General features: G+C 72.0%; 16 protein-coding genes. 5 read left to right on the top strand and 11 right to left on the bottom strand.

Features of this window, described 5'->3' with window-relative positions; genetic code table 11:
- Positions 1-10: 10 nt before the first annotated feature.
- From ACFWA7_RS32390 to ACFWA7_RS32355, 8 genes are all read right to left on the bottom strand, one after another.
- Positions 11-1,471: an MFS transporter gene (locus ACFWA7_RS32390; protein WP_385548350.1), complete on the bottom strand. Its 1,461-nt coding sequence runs from the start codon at positions 1,469-1,471 to the stop codon at positions 11-13.
- A gap of 82 nt (positions 1,472-1,553) precedes the next feature.
- Positions 1,554-2,576 (bottom strand): class II fructose-bisphosphate aldolase, encoded by a 1,023-nt coding sequence (gene fbaA / locus ACFWA7_RS32385; protein WP_371653543.1) that lies wholly within the window; start codon positions 2,574-2,576, stop codon positions 1,554-1,556.
- A 292-nt stretch (positions 2,577-2,868) separates the two neighbouring features.
- Positions 2,869-3,408: an orotate phosphoribosyltransferase gene (pyrE, locus tag ACFWA7_RS32380; RefSeq protein WP_101389021.1), complete on the bottom strand. Its 540-nt coding sequence runs from the start codon at positions 3,406-3,408 to the stop codon at positions 2,869-2,871.
- A gap of 10 nt (positions 3,409-3,418) precedes the next feature.
- Complete coding sequence (locus ACFWA7_RS32375) at positions 3,419-4,225, bottom strand: aldose 1-epimerase (RefSeq protein WP_385826638.1); 807 nt, start codon at positions 4,223-4,225, stop codon at positions 3,419-3,421.
- Positions 4,226-4,294: 69 nt separating this feature from the next.
- Complete coding sequence (locus ACFWA7_RS32370; protein ID WP_385548343.1) at positions 4,295-5,131, bottom strand: SRPBCC domain-containing protein; 837 nt, start codon at positions 5,129-5,131, stop codon at positions 4,295-4,297.
- A 69-nt stretch (positions 5,132-5,200) separates the two neighbouring features.
- Entirely contained in the window at positions 5,201-6,781 is a 1,581-nt protein-coding gene (locus tag ACFWA7_RS32365) for a polyamine aminopropyltransferase (RefSeq protein WP_385826636.1), read from the bottom strand.
- A 122-nt stretch (positions 6,782-6,903) separates the two neighbouring features.
- Positions 6,904-7,428, bottom strand: coding sequence for a DUF2617 family protein (locus ACFWA7_RS32360; RefSeq protein WP_385826634.1), 525 nt, complete (start codon positions 7,426-7,428; stop codon positions 6,904-6,906).
- Between the two features lie 449 nt (positions 7,429-7,877).
- Positions 7,878-8,138 carry a hypothetical protein gene (locus ACFWA7_RS32355; protein ID WP_385826632.1) on the bottom strand — a complete coding sequence of 87 codons (261 nt, stop codon included), beginning with the start codon at positions 8,136-8,138 and terminating at the stop codon, positions 7,878-7,880.
- A gap of 102 nt (positions 8,139-8,240) precedes the next feature.
- On the opposite strand from ACFWA7_RS32355, the gene ACFWA7_RS32350 reads away from it, so the two are divergent.
- Positions 8,241-9,458 (top strand): pyridoxal phosphate-dependent aminotransferase, encoded by a 1,218-nt coding sequence (locus ACFWA7_RS32350; protein WP_385548332.1) that lies wholly within the window; start codon positions 8,241-8,243, stop codon positions 9,456-9,458.
- Between the two features lie 98 nt (positions 9,459-9,556).
- Entirely contained in the window at positions 9,557-10,693 is a 1,137-nt protein-coding gene (locus ACFWA7_RS32345) for a glycosyltransferase family 39 protein (protein ID WP_385826653.1), read from the top strand.
- Positions 10,694-10,735: 42 nt separating this feature from the next.
- Here ACFWA7_RS32345 and ACFWA7_RS32340 read toward each other — a convergent pair whose 3' ends face one another.
- Both ACFWA7_RS32340 and clpB read right to left on the bottom strand, forming a co-directional pair.
- Entirely contained in the window at positions 10,736-11,284 is a 549-nt protein-coding gene (locus tag ACFWA7_RS32340; protein ID WP_385548329.1) for a YbjN domain-containing protein, read from the bottom strand.
- 314 nt (positions 11,285-11,598) lie between these two features.
- Entirely contained in the window at positions 11,599-14,196 is a 2,598-nt protein-coding gene (gene clpB / locus ACFWA7_RS32335) for an ATP-dependent chaperone ClpB (protein ID WP_385548327.1), read from the bottom strand.
- A gap of 116 nt (positions 14,197-14,312) precedes the next feature.
- Between clpB and ACFWA7_RS32330 the strand changes: the two genes are divergently transcribed.
- On the top strand, positions 14,313-14,759 hold the full coding sequence (locus ACFWA7_RS32330) for a pyridoxamine 5'-phosphate oxidase family protein (protein WP_385548324.1): 447 nt from the start codon (positions 14,313-14,315) through the stop codon (positions 14,757-14,759).
- Between the two features lie 119 nt (positions 14,760-14,878).
- Here ACFWA7_RS32330 and ACFWA7_RS32325 read toward each other — a convergent pair whose 3' ends face one another.
- Entirely contained in the window at positions 14,879-15,199 is a 321-nt protein-coding gene (locus ACFWA7_RS32325) for a (2Fe-2S)-binding protein (protein WP_385548321.1), read from the bottom strand.
- 398 nt (positions 15,200-15,597) lie between these two features.
- On the opposite strand from ACFWA7_RS32325, the gene ACFWA7_RS32320 reads away from it, so the two are divergent.
- Positions 15,598-16,524: a helix-turn-helix transcriptional regulator gene (locus ACFWA7_RS32320; RefSeq protein ID WP_385548318.1), complete on the top strand. Its 927-nt coding sequence runs from the start codon at positions 15,598-15,600 to the stop codon at positions 16,522-16,524.
- Positions 16,525-16,559: 35 nt separating this feature from the next.
- Positions 16,560-17,018, top strand: a complete 459-nt coding sequence (locus ACFWA7_RS32315; protein WP_385548315.1) for a hypothetical protein — start codon at positions 16,560-16,562, stop codon at positions 17,016-17,018.
- Positions 17,019-17,099: the final 81 nt, after the last annotated feature.

Below are 17,099 nucleotides of genomic sequence, written 5' to 3'. Positions count from 1 at the left end.
CGGGGTGGGGTCAAACCCCCCGGTCGCGTTCCAGCGGCGGCCCCGACACCCCGCAGGACACCCGGCACTCCGGATGACACACCCCCGCCGCCGGACGGCGGACCGTCGCGTACGCCACGACCGAACCCAGCACCAGCACCCCCGCACACACCGGCATCGCCCGCCGGAACGTCGAGCCGAACTCGGCCGCCGAGCGGTAGGCCGAGGGGGACATGCCCGTGATCAGTGGCAGCGCGGCCACCGCGATCAGCCCCGCCGCCCGCGCCGCCGCGTTGTTGATGCCGCTCGCCAGCCCCGCCCGCCCCTCGTCCACCGACGCGAGGACGGTCGCGGTGAGGGGGGCGACCAGGGTGACCATGCCCAGGCCGAGGACGACGACCGCGGGGAGCACGTCACGTACGTACGACGCGCCCACCCCCACCCGCAGCATCAGCAGCATCCCGGCCGCGCACAGCAGCGGCCCCACCGTCAGCGGCACGCGCGGGCCGATGCGCTCGCCCAGTGCGCCCGAGCGGGCCGAGAGCAGGAGCATCAGGACCGTGGTCGGGAGCAGGGCCGCCCCGGCGCCGAGGGCCGAGTACCCCGCCACCACCTGGAGCTGGAGCGCCGCCAGGAAGAAGAAGCCGCCGAACGCCGCGTACACGCACACCGTCACCAGGTTCACCGCCGTGAACTGGCGCGACGCGAAGATCTCCGGCGGCAGCATGGGGTCGGGGAGGCGGCGTTCCAGGTGGACGAAGGCGGCCCCCAGCCCAAGCCCCGCCGCCGCCGCGCCGAGGACCAGCGGCGACGCTCCCTGCCCGGGCGCCTCGATCAGCGCGTACGTCACCAGTGCGAGCGCCAGCGCCCCGAGGACCGCCCCCGTCACATCGAACCGCGCCGTGTGCACGCGCGTGTCCTTGGACTCCGGTACGTGCCGCAGCGCCACGGGGACGCACAGCGCGGCGAGCGGGACGTTCAGCAGGAAGACCCAGCGCCAGCCGGGGCCGTCCACCAGCCAGCCGCCCAGGAACGGCCCGACGGCCGCCCCGACCCCGCCGAGCCCGGACCAGACGCCCACCGCCGCGGCCCGGTCGTCGGGGTGGAAGCTCGCCTGGATGAGGGCGAGCGAGCCGGGGGTGAGGAGCGCGCCGCCGATGCCCTGGAGGGCGCGCGCGATGATCAGTACGCCCGCGTCGGGCGCGACGCCGCACAGCAGCGACCCGGCGGCGAACCAGACGACGCCGAAGACGAAGACCTTGCGGCGCCCGTAGCGGTCGCCCAGCGCCCCGCCGAGCAGGATCAGCCCGGCGAGCGTGAGCATGTACGCGTTGACGGTCCACTGGAGGACGGCCATGTCGGCGTCCAGGTCCGCCCCGATGCTCGGCAGGGCCACGTTGACGACGGTCGAGTCGAGCATCGCCATCCCGGACCCGAGCACGGTCGTGAACAGCACCCACCGGCCGGCCGCCGTGCCCATCCGTACGCTCATGCGTTCCACTCTCGCCGAACGCACCGGGCCCGGCACCCCCTGGCAGGGGTACCGGGCCCGTACAGCTAAGGAGAGCGAAGGGCTACTTCAGCTTCGTGCCGGTGGAGCGCAGGTTGGCGCACGCCTCGGTGACGCGCTTGGCCATCGACGCCTCGCCGAGCTTGCCCCAGGTGCGCGGGTCGTACGTCGACTTCTTGCCGACCTCGCCGTCGACCTTCAGGACGCCGTCGTAGTTGCGGAACATGTGGTCCGCGACCGGGCGCGTGAAGGCGTACTGGGTGTCGGTGTCCAGGTTCATCTTCACGACGCCGTTCTCAAGGGCGGTCGCGATCTCCTGCTCGGTGGAGCCGGAGCCGCCGTGGAAGACGAAGTCGAACGGGGAGGCGTTGCCGTACTTCGCGGCGACGCCCTCCTGGAGGTCCTTGAGCAGCTCCGGACGCAGTACGACGTTGCCCGGCTTGTAGACGCCGTGGACGTTGCCGAAGGAGGCGGCCAGCAGGTAGCGGCCCTTCTCGCCCAGGCCCAGGGCCTCGGCGGTGCGCAGCGCGTCGTCGACGGTCGTGTACAGCTCGTCGTTGATCTCGTGGCTGACGCCGTCCTCCTCGCCGCCGGTCGGGGTGATCTCGACCTCAAGGATGATCTTGGCGGCGGCGGCCTTGGCGAGCAGCTCCTGGCCGATGGCCAGGTTGTCCGCGAGGGTCTCGGCGGAGCCGTCCCACATGTGCGACTGGAAGAGCGGGTTCAGGCCCTTGGCGACACGCTCGGCCGAGACCTCCAGGAGCGGACGTACGTAGCCGTCCAGCTTGTCCTTGGGGCAGTGGTCCGTGTGCAGCGCGACGGTGATGCCGTACTTGGCGGCGACGACGTGGGCGAACTCGGCCAGGGCGACCGCGCCGGTGACCATGTCCTTGTTGTACTGGCCACCCAGGAACTCGGCACCGCCGGTGGAGATCTGGATGATGCCGTCGCTCTCGGCCTCCGCGAAGCCGCGCAGGGCAGCGTGCAGGGTCTGGGTCGAGGTCACGTTGATGGCCGGGTAGGCGAACTTGCCTGCCTTCGCCCGGTCGAGCATCTCGTTGTAGACCTCGGGGGTTGCGATGGGCATCTGTCCGCTCCTTGTGATGTGCGGGGTGTGCGATATGTGCTGGCCCTGACCTGGGGGCGACGTCATCGTCGCGGCCCATCTTTCCAGACTCTGCGCCCGGCTCCACCCTGCGGACGGACGAGGGGGCGGCTGTTTCACGTGAAACAGCCCCCCCCTCGGGGAAAGCACAGGTCAGAGCCGGTATACGAGGGCTCGGGGACCTGGGGCACCACTTTCGGAGTGCCCGTCAGGCGATCTTTCCAGGTCCCCCGGACCGGTTACGGCCGCGGTGACAGTCCGGGCATTCCGCCCGTTACGCCAGGCCCAGGTCTCCCAGCCGGTACCCCGTGAGGTAGGTCAGGCCCGCCTCGGCGATCGCGTCGGCCGCGCCCCGGTCGACGATCGTGGCCACGGCGACGACCTCGCCGCCCGCCTCGCGCACCGCCTCGACGGCCGTCAGCGGCGAACCGCCGGTGGTGGAGGTGTCCTCGACCACCAGGCAGCGGCGGCCCTTGACGTCCGTGCCCTCGATCCGGCGCTGCATGCCGTGCGCCTTCTGCGCCTTGCGCACGACGAAGGCGTCCAGGCGCTGCCCGCGCGCGGCCGAGGCGTGCAGCATCGACGTCGCCACCGGGTCGGCGCCGAGGGTCAGGCCGCCCACGCAGTCGAAGTCCAGGTCGGCGGTGAGGTCGAGCATGACCTGCCCGACCAGCGGCGCGGCCTCGCCGTCCAGGGTGATCCGGCGCAGGTCGATGTAGTAGTCGGCTTCCCGACCCGACGAGAGGGTCACCTTGCCGTGCACCACGGCCTTGTCCTTGATCTGCTGGAGCAGGTCAGCGCGTACGTCAGTCATGTCCGCCAGCTTAGAGGCGGCGCCAGCTCCAGGTCGTCGCGAGCTCCAGCGGGTCCACCGGCGTCACCAGCCTCGGGAGCGTGTTGAGGCCGTTGGGCGGGCCGGACTGGGGCTCCACGCACACCGCCTCCGCCTGCTCGTCGTAGACGACCACCCACTCGCTGCGGCTGGCCACCTTCAGCTCCAGCTGCTCCGGCCAGGTGAGGGTGACGTCGACGCCGTCGGGCATGCCGAAGCAGTCGTCCCACGGACCGGGCAGCGGGTCGATACGGCGGCCGGTCGGCAGGTGGTCGTCGCCGCGCTCCTCCTGCCAGGCGGGGGTGAACCCGAGCCGTACGTCCTCGCCGCCGAGGCTGCGCCGGAACCAGGGGTGCCAGCCGACCTGCGCGGGGAAGGAGTCGCCGTACGTCTCGACGCCCATGGTGAGCGTCAGCGCGTTCTCGGACAGCTCGAAGATCTGCGTGACGCGGCCGGTGTACGGCCAGGGGTCGGCCAGGTCGTACGTGAAGTGGGCCTCGGCGTGGCCGGACTCGGTCGCGCCGGTGCGGACGCGCTTCCAGGCGGTGTCGCGGCCGGTGCCGTGGATGGCGTGCGGCGGGGAGTTCAGCGGCAGCTGGTGCTTGGTGCCGCCGTTGCGGAACTCGCCGCGCTCGATGCGCCCGCACCAGGGGACCATCGGGAACGAGCCGTAGTGCTCGCCCTGGCGCAGCACCTCCGTACCGCCGATACGGAGGCTTTCGATCCGGCATCCGATGTCCGGACGGACCGTCAACTCGACGTCGCCGGCCGCCAGCCGGACACTCTTCTCGCTACTCACGCCCCCGACACTACTTGCGTCACCGCGCGCGCCGGCGCGCGCGCCGCCGTGTTGGCCTGAGTGGTGAGGTCAGCGGCGGCGGCGCAGCACGCGGCCGACCACCACGGCGGAGGCGAGCGCGAGGGCCGCGGCCGGGGCGACCCAGCGCAGGGTGGCCCCCGCACCGACGCCCGCCGGGGCGGGCACGGGCGCGTACCGCCCGCGCGGCGGCGCGTGGTCGACCTCCTCGGCGCTGCGCCCGATCATGGTCCGCCGCGCGTGCGCGGCCTCGGCGGGTACGTAGTCCGCGTCCCCGGGAAGATCGGACTCCTCCTCCGCGAGCGGATCGGGCGCGGGGGGCGGAACGACGGCGTCGAAGACGGAGTGGCCGGCGCCTTCCTCGGGCGCGCCGGAACCGGAACCGGACGTGGTGGGCCCGGTCGGCTCCGCCTCGGGCGCCGTGGCGTCCGCCTCGGGCGCGTCCCCGGCTCCCTTCCCCGCGCCCTCCGTGTCCGCGGCGAGCGCCGCGCCGAAGCGGTCCAGCAGGCGGGAGGCCGAGGCCCGGGCGCCTTCCGGGGTCGCCGTGGCCACGCGGCCGTCCGCCGTGGCCGTGGCGGTGAAGGACAGGCGGGTGCCCTTGGGCTCGGGGGCCAGGCGGAGGGTGAGGGAGAACTTCGCCGCGCCCGTGCCGCGCGCCTCCGTGCCCCGCGCCTCCACGCCGAACGTGTCCTCGTCGAGCTCGGTGATCCGCAGCGTGCCCCGGTAGGTGATCGTGTGTCCCTCGACGCGGAGCTTCAGCCGCCCGGCCACCGGTGGCTCGCCCGCGTCCTGCTGCAGGCCGGGGACGCAGCGGGCGACCCTCGCCGGGTCCCGCAGCGTCTGGCGGAGTGACTGGACCTCAACCGGAACGAACACCTCATGCTCCATGAAACGAGCCTACTCAGGGGTGGCCGTCCCGTCTGCGCAATCGCGGCGACCACTCACGCCGAGCCCCTCTCATCCCGTATAGCGCGGGTGCACCAGCGTCGACGGGGGCAGCTCGTCTCGGGGGCGCTCGTCCGCCAGGGGCTCCAGCTCGGGGGCGAGCGGGGCCCCCGGGGGGCCGGACGGCGAGGCCAGGACGAAGCCCCAGTCGTGCGGGGACTTCGTGGCGTCCGAGGCGCGGTCGGGGCCCGCCGTGAAGCCCGTGAGGCGGCCCGTCGCGCGGTACGGCACGGTCCACAGGCCCGCCGCCCGTACCGTCGACTCCACCGTCCAGTACGTGTGCGCCCGCGTCGCGACCGGGCCCGCGTGCACCACGATCCGCCCGCCCGGCGCCAGCACCCGCGCGGCGAGGCCGAAGAACTCCTCCGAGTAGAGCTTGGTGCTCGGGGTGATGCCCGGGTCCGGCAGATCGGAGACCACCACGTCGAACGGACCTGCCGACCGCCCCGGCCCCCGCAGCCAGCCGAACGCGTCCGCGACCACCGGCCGCACCCGCCGGTCCTCGTACGCATGGCCGTTCAGCGCCGACAGGGCCGGGTCGTGGCGCGCCAGGTCGACGACGCCCGCGTCGAGTTCGACCAGGGTCACCGAGCGCACGCCCGGGTGGCGCAGCGCCTCGCGCGCGGCGAGGCCGTCCCCACCGCCCAGGACCAGCACCCGCCCGTACGGGCCCGAGTCCATCGCGGGGCCCACGAGGGCCGAGTGGTAGCGGTGCTCGTCGCGGCCGCTGACGCGCAGCCGGCCGTCGAGGAAGAGGTCGAGCGGGCCGCCGGGGCCGTGTCCGGTGCGGCTGCCGGTGAGGACGATCTCCTGCACCCCGGTCTGCACCGCGACCCGCACCTGTCCCCCGTACACCGCGCGCCGCGCCGCCTGCTCGAAGGCGCCGACCAGTGCGGTCGTCGTCGCCAGGACCGCGAGGACCAGCACGTTCGCCGCGAAGAGCCACCATCGCGCGCGGGGCGTCAGATCGCGCCGGAACAGCCACAGGACCAGCGCGCCGCCCGCGACCGCGTTGACCGCGCCGGTCAGCAGCGCTCCCGTCAACTGGCCGAGCAGGGGCAGCAGGAGGAAGGGGAAGGCGAGGCCGCCGACGAGCGCTCCCACGTAGTCGGCGGCGAACAGGTCCGCGACCGTGCCGCCGGGGTCCTGCCGGGAGACCCGCTGGATCAGGGTCATCAGGAGCGGGATCTCCGCGCCGATGAGCACGCCGATCCCGAGCGAGAACGCCACCAGTGCGTACCTCGCGCCGCCGAACCAGGCGAACGTCGCGTACAGCACCATCGCCGAGCAGCCGCCGACCAGGGCGAGGGCCGCCTCGATGAGGCCGAAGCCGACGGCTGCGTGCAGCCGCAGCCGTTTGGCGAGCAGGGAGCCGATGCCCATGGCGAAGACCATCACGGACAGCACGACGGAGGCCTGGGTGACCGAGTCGCCGATCAAGTACGAGGCGAGGGCGACCAGTTCGAGTTCGTACACGAGTCCGCAGGCCGCGCAGATGAACACGGTGCCGAGCACGATGAACCGCGCGGTGCTGCGCCGGTGTGCCGGCGGCGGGATGCCACAGGGCAGGACGGACACAGACGGTTCGATCATGATGGGAACGCTACGTCACGACTCGCTGACATCTTGTCACCCACAAGAGTGCAACTAGCGCACTGCGGAGGGAATTACGGCCCTCCCAGTGGCGGTACGCCCCCTCCTGCCTGCACGCATTCTCACTGCCCGACGGGTGCCGCCATGCGGACACCGACCCTCGTACGGGTCACCACCAACTGCCCTTCCTGCGGGTACGCGTGCCAGGTCCGCCAGCGCACCTGGCCCTCGCAGCGCTGCGCGATCATCGCGGTGAACGCGTGCGGCGAGCCGGGAAACGTCCCCGCAAGGCCGTTGGGGTGGTCCGCGACCAGCGCGAGGAGCTCCTGGGCGCGCCCCGCGAACGAGCCCCGGGACAACGTCTCCACCCGCGCGGCGAACTCGTATTCCCACTCCCCGAGACGTTTCGCCACCCCGAGGGGCAGCGGTGTGCTGCTGCCGGGCATACAGGCGACGGTCTCCGAACAGGAGCCCTGCCCCTCTTCGAGGAGCACCTGGTGGGAGGCGCCGAGAAGCCTCAACTGGAGTTTGGCGCCGGAGAGTTCGAGGTCGAGGACGGCCAGCGCGGGCAGCGGCTCCCGGCCCAGAGCCCAGGCGAGGTCACTGGCACGCGTGTCGCTGTAGACGGTCTTGAGAGTCGTGAGCATGGGTGGGCTCCGCAAAACACACATGGGGAGGGTGGACGACCGGGGTCACCCCGGAACCGGTGCGAGGGAAGGGGGGACCGCCTGCCCAGGTCCGCCCGGTGGGGGGTCCGTGGACTGCGTTCCTCAACAGCGAGGGAACCATGAAGTGCGCGGCGCTCACAGCATTTTTACCCAACTTGACGTGGTTTCCATCCCCTGGGATGCAACACGGTTCAACTGTTCAACCGGAGGGTGCGCACGAAGGCGCCCGGCGGGTGTTGACCCACCGGGCGCGCGGAAGGGGCGTGCGGACGGAATCGGCTGCCCCGTGTCAGCCGCGACCGCCGCGAACGGTCAGCCGTACTCCCGCGAACCGGTCGGCCGGAGGGTCTTCGAACCGGTCGGCCGGAGCTTGTCCGAACCGTCGGGTGAGGCCTCTGCGATCCGTCGGCCGAGGCTTCTGTGAACCGTCAGCTGGAGCCGCCGCAGCCGCCGCCCCCGCAGGACGAACCGCCCCCGCAGGAGGAGTGGCCGCCGCCGCACGAGTGGCCGCCGTGGTGGCCGCCGCCGCTGCCGCCGCCGTCACCGGCCCACCAGGAACCGGACGAGCCGCCCGCCCCGGACGACCACGACCGCGCCCGGCCCCGGCGCCGGCGCCGGCGCCGACTGGAGATCTTGTCCGCGAGGAACCAGACCGTTACCAGGAAAGCCGCCCCGATGACATATCCCATCTCCCCCACCGTCCTTCGTCCTTCTCCCGTATGTGACAGGGGGATGCCCCCCGCCACCGGAAGCGAAAGCAGACTTGAGCAACTCCAGAGGTTCCGCGCAGGATGGCGGCCATGACCTCCAGCGCGCGCCCTCTCCTCAACCGCCGCCTCGCCGAGTTCGGCACCACGATCTTCGCCGAGATGTCCGCCCTCGCGGCGTCCACCGGAGCCATCAACCTCGGCCAGGGCTTCCCCGACACCGACGGCCCCGAGGAGGTGCGCGAGGCCGCCGTGCGGGCCCTGCGCGACGGGCGGGGCAACCAGTACCCGCCGGGCCCGGGCGTGCCCGAGCTGCGCACCGCGATCGCGGACCACCAGCTGCGGCGCTACGGGCTCGCGTTCGACCCGGACCGCGAGGTGCTGGTGACGGCGGGCGCCACCGAGGCGATCGCGGCCGCGCTGCTCGCCCTGGTGGAGCCGGGGGACGAGGTGATCGCCCTGGAGCCGTACTACGACTCGTACGCGGCGTGCATCGCCATGGCGGGCGGCACCCGCGTCCCGGTGACGCTGCGCCCCGAGACCGTCGACGGCGGGCAGCGGCGCTTCGCGCTCGACCTCGACGAGCTGCGCGCCGCCGTCACCCCGCGCACCCGCCTCATCCTGCTCAACACCCCGCACAACCCCACCGGAACCGTGGTCACGCGCGCGGAGCTGACGGCGGTGGCGGAGCTGGCGTGCGAGCGGGACCTGCTGGTGGTGACCGACGAGGTGTACGAGCACCTGGTCTTCGACGGCGAGCACGTGCCGCTGGCGACGCTGCCGGGGATGCGCGGGCGCACACTCACGATCGGCTCGGCGGGCAAGACTTTCTCGTTCACCGGCTGGAAGGTCGGCTGGGCCACCGGTGCGCCCGAGCTGGTCGCGGCCGTCCGCTCGGCCAAGCAGTTCCTGACGTACGTGGCCTCCGGGCCCTTCCAGTACGCGGTCGCCGAGGCGCTGCGGCTGCCGGACGCGTACACCGACGGGATGCGCGAGGACCTGCGCGGCAAGCGGGACCTGCTGAGCGAGGGCCTGGCGGCGGCGGGCTTCGCGGTGTACCGCCCGGCGGGCACGTACTTCGTCACCACCGACATCCGCCCGCTGGGCGAGGAGCTCTCGCACGGCGGCGACGGCTTCGCCTTCTGCCGGGCGCTGCCGGAGCGCTGCGGGGTGGTGGCGATTCCCAACGCCGTCTTCTACGACCACCGGGACGCGGGCGCGCCTTTCGTCCGATTTGCCTTCTGCAAGAGGGAGAGTGTGCTCGAAGAGGCCGTCTCCCGGCTGAAGGCGCTCGCGGGCTGAGCTCGCGGACCGGCAGGCCCACGGGAGCGACTACGCGCGCCCGGAGGTGCACCCTGTCCGCCGAGATCACCGCCCTCGCACGCCGGTCCGGCACCGCCCTGTCCACGCCGCGCCGGCTGACCGCGCTGCGCCGGGCGGCCCCCGCGCTCGGGCTGTTCGCCGCCGTCCGGCTCAGCGGGATGCTGTGCCTGGCGGGGTGGGCCTGGCATCTGGGGCGCTCGCCGCGCGCGCTGCTCGCGACGACGTGGGACGCCGACTGGTACATCAAGATCGCGGCGAACGGCTACGGGCGGACGCTGTACTGGCCGGGCGGGGTGGTCCAGAGCGACCTGGCGTTCTTCCCCCTCTACCCGACCCTGCTGCGGGCGGTGACGACGTTCCTGCCGGTGGCGGGCGGCACGGCCGGGCTGCTGGTCTCCTGGACGGCGTCGGCCGCGGCGGCCTGGGGGATCTACGCGGTCGGCGACCGCCTGGCGGGCCGCCGCACGGCTACGGCTCTCGTCCTGCTGTGGGGCCTGCTGCCGCACTCCATCGTGCTGTCCATGGCGTACACCGAGCCGGTGATGACGGCGCTGGCCGCCTGGTCGCTGTGGGCGCTCCTGGAGCGGCGCTGGCTGTGGGCGGGCGCCCTCGCGGCCCTGGCGGGCCTCTCGCGGCCCAACGCGGTCGCGGTGGCCTCAGCGGTCACGGTGGCGGCCGCGGCGGCGCTGTGGCGCGGCGGGCGGGGCGTACGGCGGGACTGGCGGGTGTGGGCGGCGGGGCTGGCGGCGCCGCTCGGCTGGTGCGGATACGTCCTGTCGGTCGGCGCCCGAAAAGGTGATCCGCTGCGCGGCTACTTCGCGGTCCAGGCCGCCTGGACGTCGCGGTTCGACTTCGGCCGGGGGACGCTGCGCTTCGTACGGAAGCTGGCGACCGGGCCGTACGACCTCGGCTACACGATGGCGTTCCTGATCACGGCGGCGGCCCTGCTCCTGTTCACCCTGTTCCTGCTGGAGCGCCCGCCCCTGCCCGTGCTCGTCTACACGGCGGTGCTGGTCCTGATCACGATCGGCGGCTCGGGGTTCTTCGAGTCCAAGCCGAGGTTCCTGCTGCCCGCGTTCCCGCTGCTGCTGCCGCTGGCGGCCGCACTGGCGAAAGCCCGGCCCAGGGCGGCGGTCCCGGTGACCGCGGCCCTGGCCGGGCTGTCGTTCGCGTACGGGGCGTATCTGCTGACGCTGGCCCCGATGGCGCTGTGAAGCGGTGAAGCTGTGAAGCGGTGAAGCGGTGAGCGCCGTGCGTCAGGCGTCGTCGCCGGGGGCGTCGCCCTCGTCGTCGCCCTCGGCCTCCTCGGCGGCCTTCTCCAGGCCGAGCTGCTCCACGAGCCACTTGTCGAACTCGATCGAGGCGCGGACCCAGCTGACGGTCGACGACACGAAGTGCTCAAGGGCGACGCCGGTGCCGATCAGCATCTGCGCCTCACCGATGAGGCGGACGGCGCCGTCGTCGTGGGTGTGCGTGTAGACCTTGGGCCACAGGGTGCGGCGGTTCCAGTCGTCGATCGTCTCCAGCAGCGCGAGCTTGTCGTCGATGCTGTGCGGGCGGTCGTAGAAGGTCCGCACCGAGAAGACCTGCTGGTCGTCCTCGCCACGGAACATGAAGTACGTGCGGAACTCCTCCCACGGCGCGGCGAGGTCGCCCTCGTCGTCCACGACGTACTTGAGCTCCATCTGTTCCAGGAGCTGCTTGACCAGATCCTGGTCGGGTACGACGGGCCCGGCCGGTCCACCGGTGGGCTGCGGGCCGGGCTGAGCCCCGAAATTCGGAATCGAGGACGGGTCGATGCTCATCGTGAATCTTCCTTCGTACGGTTCCGGTCATCCTCTCCCATGCCGGGCGGGGGCTGGCAACCCCCGCCACGGGTATCCGCTGACGGCTGACCGAATCCCGGCGCGCGGGCCGGTTCGGGGCCTGTCCCAGGGCCTGTCCGGTGGATCTGGTCGGCTTCGGCCCTGGGTGCCTTTTCGGTGCTGGTGAGCGGGTGTCTGGTGCGTCCAGCTGCAAGGCGGAGGATCGAGGCGACGCGGAGCGTCGGTGATTGACGACAACGCCGCAGATGGGCGTGCCGGACACCCGCGTGCCGACCAGATCCACCGGCCAGGCCCTACAGGCTCTTTCCGGTCGCCGCGCCCACGATCAGCCCCTCCCCGAACCGGTCGACGCGGACCGTGTCGCCGTCCTTGACCTCGCCCGCCAGAATCTCCTTGGCGAGGCGGTCGCCGATGGCGGTCTGGATGAGGCGGCGCAGGGGGCGGGCGCCGTAGGCCGGGTCGTTGCCCTCCTCGGCCAGCCAGGCCAGGGCCTCGGGGGTGACCTCCAGGGTGAGGCGGCGGTCGGCCAGGCGCTTGGCCAGGCGGGCGATCTGGAGCTCCGCGATGTGGGCCAGCTCGTCCTTGGTGAGGGCCGAGAAGACCACCAGGTCGTCCAGGCGGTTCAGGAACTCGGGCTTGAAGGAGGCCCGGACCATCTCCAGGACCTGTCGTTTCTTCTCTTCCGCGCTGGTCAGCGGCTCTACCAGATACTGGCTGCCCAGGTTCGACGTAAGCACCAGGATGGTGTTGCGGAAGTCGACCGTACGGCCCTGGCCATCGGTGAGACGGCCGTCGTCGAGGACCTGGAGGAGCACGTCGAAGACCTCCGGGTGCGCCTTCTCGACCTCGTCGAGCAGGACCACGCTGTACGGGCGGCGGCGGACGGCCTCGGTGAGCTGGCCGCCCTCCTCGTACCCCACGTACCCGGGCGGGGCGCCGACCAGGCGGGCCACGCTGTGCTTCTCGCCGTACTCCGACATGTCGATGCGGACCATCGCCCGCTCGTCGTCGAAGAGGAAATCGGCCAGTGCTTTGGCCAGTTCTGTTTTACCCACGCCCGTCGGGCCGAGGAAGAGGAACGAGCCCGTGGGGCGGTCGGGGTCCGCGATGCCCGCCCTGGTACGGCGGACCGCGTCCGAGACCGCGCGGACCGCCTCGCCCTGGCCGATCAGCCGGCGGCCCAGCTCGTCCTCCATGCGCAGCAGCTTCTGCGTCTCGCCCTCCAGGAGGCGGCCGGCCGGAATGCCGGTCCAGGCGCCGACCACGTCGGCGATGTCGTCGGGGCCGACCTCGTCCTTGACCATGGTGTCCTTGGACGCCTCCTGCTCGGCCTCGGACGCCTCCTCCAGCTCGCGCTCCAGGGTCGGGATCTCGCCGTACAGCAGCTTGGAGGCGGTGTCGAAGTCGCCGTCGCGCTGGGCGCGCTCGGCCTGGCCGCGCAGGTCGTCGAGGCGCTCCTTGAGCTCACCGACCCGGTTCAGGCCCTCCTTCTCCTTCTCCCAGCGGGCGGTGAGGCCGCGCAGCTCCTCCTCCTTGTCGGCGAGGTCGCGGCGGATCTTCTCCAGGCGCTCCTTGCTCGCCGCGTCCGTCTCCTTGGAGAGGGCCAGCTCCTCCATGCGCAGCCGGTCCACGGCCCGCTGGAGCTCGTCGATCTCCACGGGGGAGGAGTCGATCTCCATGCGCAGGCGCGAGGCGGCCTCGTCGACCAGGTCGATCGCCTTGTCGGGCAGGAAGCGGGAGGTGATGTAGCGGTCGGACAGGGTCGCGGCCGCCACCAGCGCGCTGTCCGCGATCTGCACCTTGTGGTGCGCCTCGTACCGGCCCTTGAGGCCGCGCAGGATCGCGATGGTGTCCTCGACCGTGGGCTCCGCGACCAGGACCTGCTGGAAGCGGCGCTCCAGGGCGGGGTCCTTCTCGATGCGCTCGCGGTACTCGTCGAGCGTCGTCGCACCCACCATCCGCAGCTCGCCCCGGGCCAGCATCGGCTTGAGCATGTTGCCCGCGTCCATGGCCGAGTCGCCGCCGGCGCCCGCGCCGACGACCGTGTGCAGCTCGTCGATGAACGTGACGATCTGGCCGTCGCTCGCCTTGATCTCGGAGAGGACGGTCTTCAGTCGCTCCTCGAACTCGCCCCGGTACTTCGCCCCCGCCACCATCGCGCCGAGGTCCAGCGAGACGAGCCGCTTGTTCTTCAGGGACTCCGGGACGTCGCCCTTCACGATCCGCTGGGCCAGGCCCTCCACGACCGCGGTCTTGCCGACGCCGGGCTCACCGATGAGCACCGGGTTGTTCTTGGTGCGCCGGGAGAGCACCTGCACCACCCGGCGGATCTCCTGGTCCCGGCCGATGACCGGGTCGAGCTTGCCCTCGCGGGCCGCTGCCGTGAAGTCCGTGCCGAACTTCTCCAGGGCCTTGTACTGGCCCTCGGGGTCGGGGGTTGTCACCCGCCGTCCTCCTCGTACTGTCTCGAATGCCTCAAGGAGCTTCTTCGCGGTCGCGCCCTGCTGGGCGAGCAGCTCGCCGGTCCGGCCGCCCTTGGCGGCGAGGCCGATGAGCAGGTGCTCGGTGGAGAGGAAGTCGTCGCCCAGCTCCTTGGCGCGCTGCGCGGCGTCGGTGATGACGGCCAGCAGTTCGCGGTCGGGCTGGGGCGGGGCGACCGTGGACCCGGTCACGCTGGGCAGCGCGGCGAGCAGCCGCTCCGCCCCGGACCGTACGGCGGCCTGGTCGGCGTCGACGGCCGCCAGCAGGTCGACGATGTTCTCGTTCTCCTCGCCCGTCAGGAGGGCGAGGAGCAGATGCGCGGCCGTCAGGTCCGGGTGCCCGTCGGACACGGCCCGGTTGCTGGCCGCGTTGATCGCGTCCCGGCTCTTGTTGGTCAGCTCGGCGTCCACGTGCGGTCTCTCCTCCTCGGCGTAGGGGTCCGAACTCCATGACCCGTCCAGCGTACATAAAGTTGAGCCGATTCCGCTCAAGGTAGGGGGGCCGGGTTCGGCGTAGATTTCCGCGCATGACCACGGACACGGCCGCCGCCCCGGCCCCCCGCCCGCGTACCCCGCTGGACCCCCGGCAGCCCGATCCGGCCTACCTCAGCTTCTGGCGCGAGCGGCACTTGTGCACGCTGACGACCCCGCGCCCGGACGGCAGCCCGCACCTGGTGCCGGTGGGGGTCACCTACGACCCGGAGGCCGGGGTCGCGCGGGTGATCACCAACAGGTCGAGCAAGAAGGTCGCGAACGTGCTGGCCGCCGGGGCGGAGGGGGCGCGTGTGGCGGTCTGCCAGGTGGACGGGCGCCGCTGGGCCACGCTTGAGGGCCGGGCCTACGTACGTACGGAGCCGGGGCCGATCGCCGAGGCGGTGGCGCGGTACGCCGAGCGGTACGGGCGGGTGCCGCGCGAGAACCCGGACCGGGTGCTGATCGAGATCGTCCTGGAGCGGGCGATGGGCAACGGCTGAGCGCGGGCGCCGCTGCGTGCGTGCGCGCGCAGCACAGCGGCGCCACCGTGTTCAGGTCCACGGTGGCGCCGCTGTGTGGGGGAAGCGCCTGAGCGATTTACAACGACGGGGGAATCGCTTCAGGCGCTGCGGGGGGTGGCGGTAGATGACTCGGGGTCGAACAGTTGGTGGTCACGCTGGTCCAGATTGACGAACACCATGCCGTACCGCACGGCACAGCGAATCGGCTGCGGCGCCCCTCGTGGCCGGCGAAGGCACCGGTAGGCACGGACGTCCTCGTCGTCCTCACGCGCGACCAGGATCGGCTCGCCGAACAGGGTGACCATCAACGAATCGCCGCTATGGGGAATAGCCGTGACGAGGTCGATGAAGTGCCACCCCGAGCGGTAGGCCGTGGCCATCTCGCGCCGGAAGACCCGGTCGTCCGGCGGGAGGCTCATGCGCCGACACCCGCGGGCGCGACCTCCCAGGTGGGCTCACCCGGAGAAGCCAGGACCCGCGTCACCGGCTTGTGCTCCCAGGTGGGCTCTCCCGGAGCCGCTACGGTTCCGTGGGACGGCTTGCTCTCCCACGTGGGTTCCCCACTCGCGGCGAGAGCGCAAAGAGCAGCCGTGACAACGGCTATAGCGCTAAGTGCTCGAACCATCCTGCTCATGGCCGATCTCCACCTCTTTATGATCATTCCCTCCCCCCGCGCATAAGACGATGGCTCACTCTGAGCGCTTCCACCAGCGAGGCCAGGCATCATGTTCCTGTAATTCAGGAGTATGAGGGGGGTGTAATCCGGTTGTATCAGGGGCACTTCGGACATAGTCATGGCCCTACAGACCTGTGCGAGATGGGCAAGACCCTCTACGGCACCGCGTTGCGTACCGGCGGAATAACTCGCACGGAAGCCCAGGCCGCTCCCTGTCTCATCGATCTCGCGCTGCTGCGGCCCGATGCGGAGGACGCGGAGCAGCTGCGGCCGGTCCCTCCCTCGGTCGTCCTGAACCAGCTCGTGCAGCCGCTCGAACGCGAGATCCAGGAGCGCAGGAAGCTGTCGATGTCGCTGGCCAGTACTTTCGAGCCATTCATGGCCATCACCAGCGAAGACGCGGCAAGCACCCATGCGATCACGGTCCTTGAGGGGCTCGAACTCATCAACGCGACGCTGGACCGCGTCATCGACGAGTGCACCAAGGAGCTGCTCACCATCCAGCCCGGCAGCGGGCGCAGACCCGAGACCCTGGAGTCGGGCCTGCGCCGGGTCCAGCCGCTGCTCGACCGGGGCGTCGGCATGCGCACCCTCTATCAGCACACCTCCCGCCACCACTCCGCGACGATCGGATACGTGGAGCGCATCGCGCCGTACGGGCTGGAGGTCCGCACGCTGGAAGAGATCATCGACCGGCTGATCATCGTGGACCGCCGGGTCGCCTTCATCCCCGCGCGCAGCGACCGCCGGGTCGCGCTCGAACTGCGGCACGAGGGCCTGGTGCAGTATCTGGTCGGCGTCTTCGACCAGTTCTGGCTGCACGCGGTGCCGTGGGAGGAGGAAGTCCCGTACGCCCAGAAGGCGGAGGGCATCACGGGCGTCCAGCGCTCCATCGCCAAGCTCCTGGTGGAGGGGCACGTGGACGACTCGATCGCACGCCGGCTCGGTATGAACGTACGGACCTGCCGCGCGCACATCGCCAAGCTGAACGCCGCCCTCGGCAGCGGCAGCCGCGCCCAGCTCGGCTATCTCATCGCCCAGTCCGGAATCCTGGAGCAGGACAACTGAACGCGCTTCCCACCCACGAGCCCGAAGAGCCGCTCGTGGAGTTCGACCCCGTCGCCGGTGCCGTCACCGTCTCCGGCGACGGTCTCCCCCGCGTCGAGCTGCGCCGCACCGGCGGCGAGCCGGACGCGCACACGCCGGTCGGCACCCGTGCCGCCGACCGGCTGGCGCTCACCGTCGACGGCGAACCGGCCGGTCTCGACCCGGCCAGGGGGCGGCTGACCCGGCGCTCCTACCGGGTCGACGCGGTCTGCGGCGCCGTCCGCTACCGGCTCGTCCCCGACTCGCCGGCGGGCAGCCGCCTGCTGCGCGAGGGCCGCCGCCTCGGCACGCTCCAGTGCGACGGGGACGGGCGCGTCGACGCGGAGTGGCGCGAGGACGCGAAGGTGCTGCCGCTGGACGTGTGCGTCGGGTACGCGCTGGCGGCCGCGTTCGGCACGGGGGCGCAGCCGATGTGGATGACGGCGATCGACATCGGGGCGGACCTGCTGGACTGAGGCCGCCGCTTCCAGCCCGGTGTTTGTCCGCGGACCGTGCTGGGTTGCTCGCGCAGTTCCCCGCGCCCCTGACCACCTAGG

This window comes from Streptomyces sp. NPDC059994 (genome assembly GCF_042737755.1).
Lineage (GTDB): Bacteria > Actinomycetota > Actinomycetes > Streptomycetales > Streptomycetaceae > Streptomyces.
Note: the sequence above shows the minus strand (reverse complement) of the source record. Positions and strands in the feature narration are given on the sequence as shown.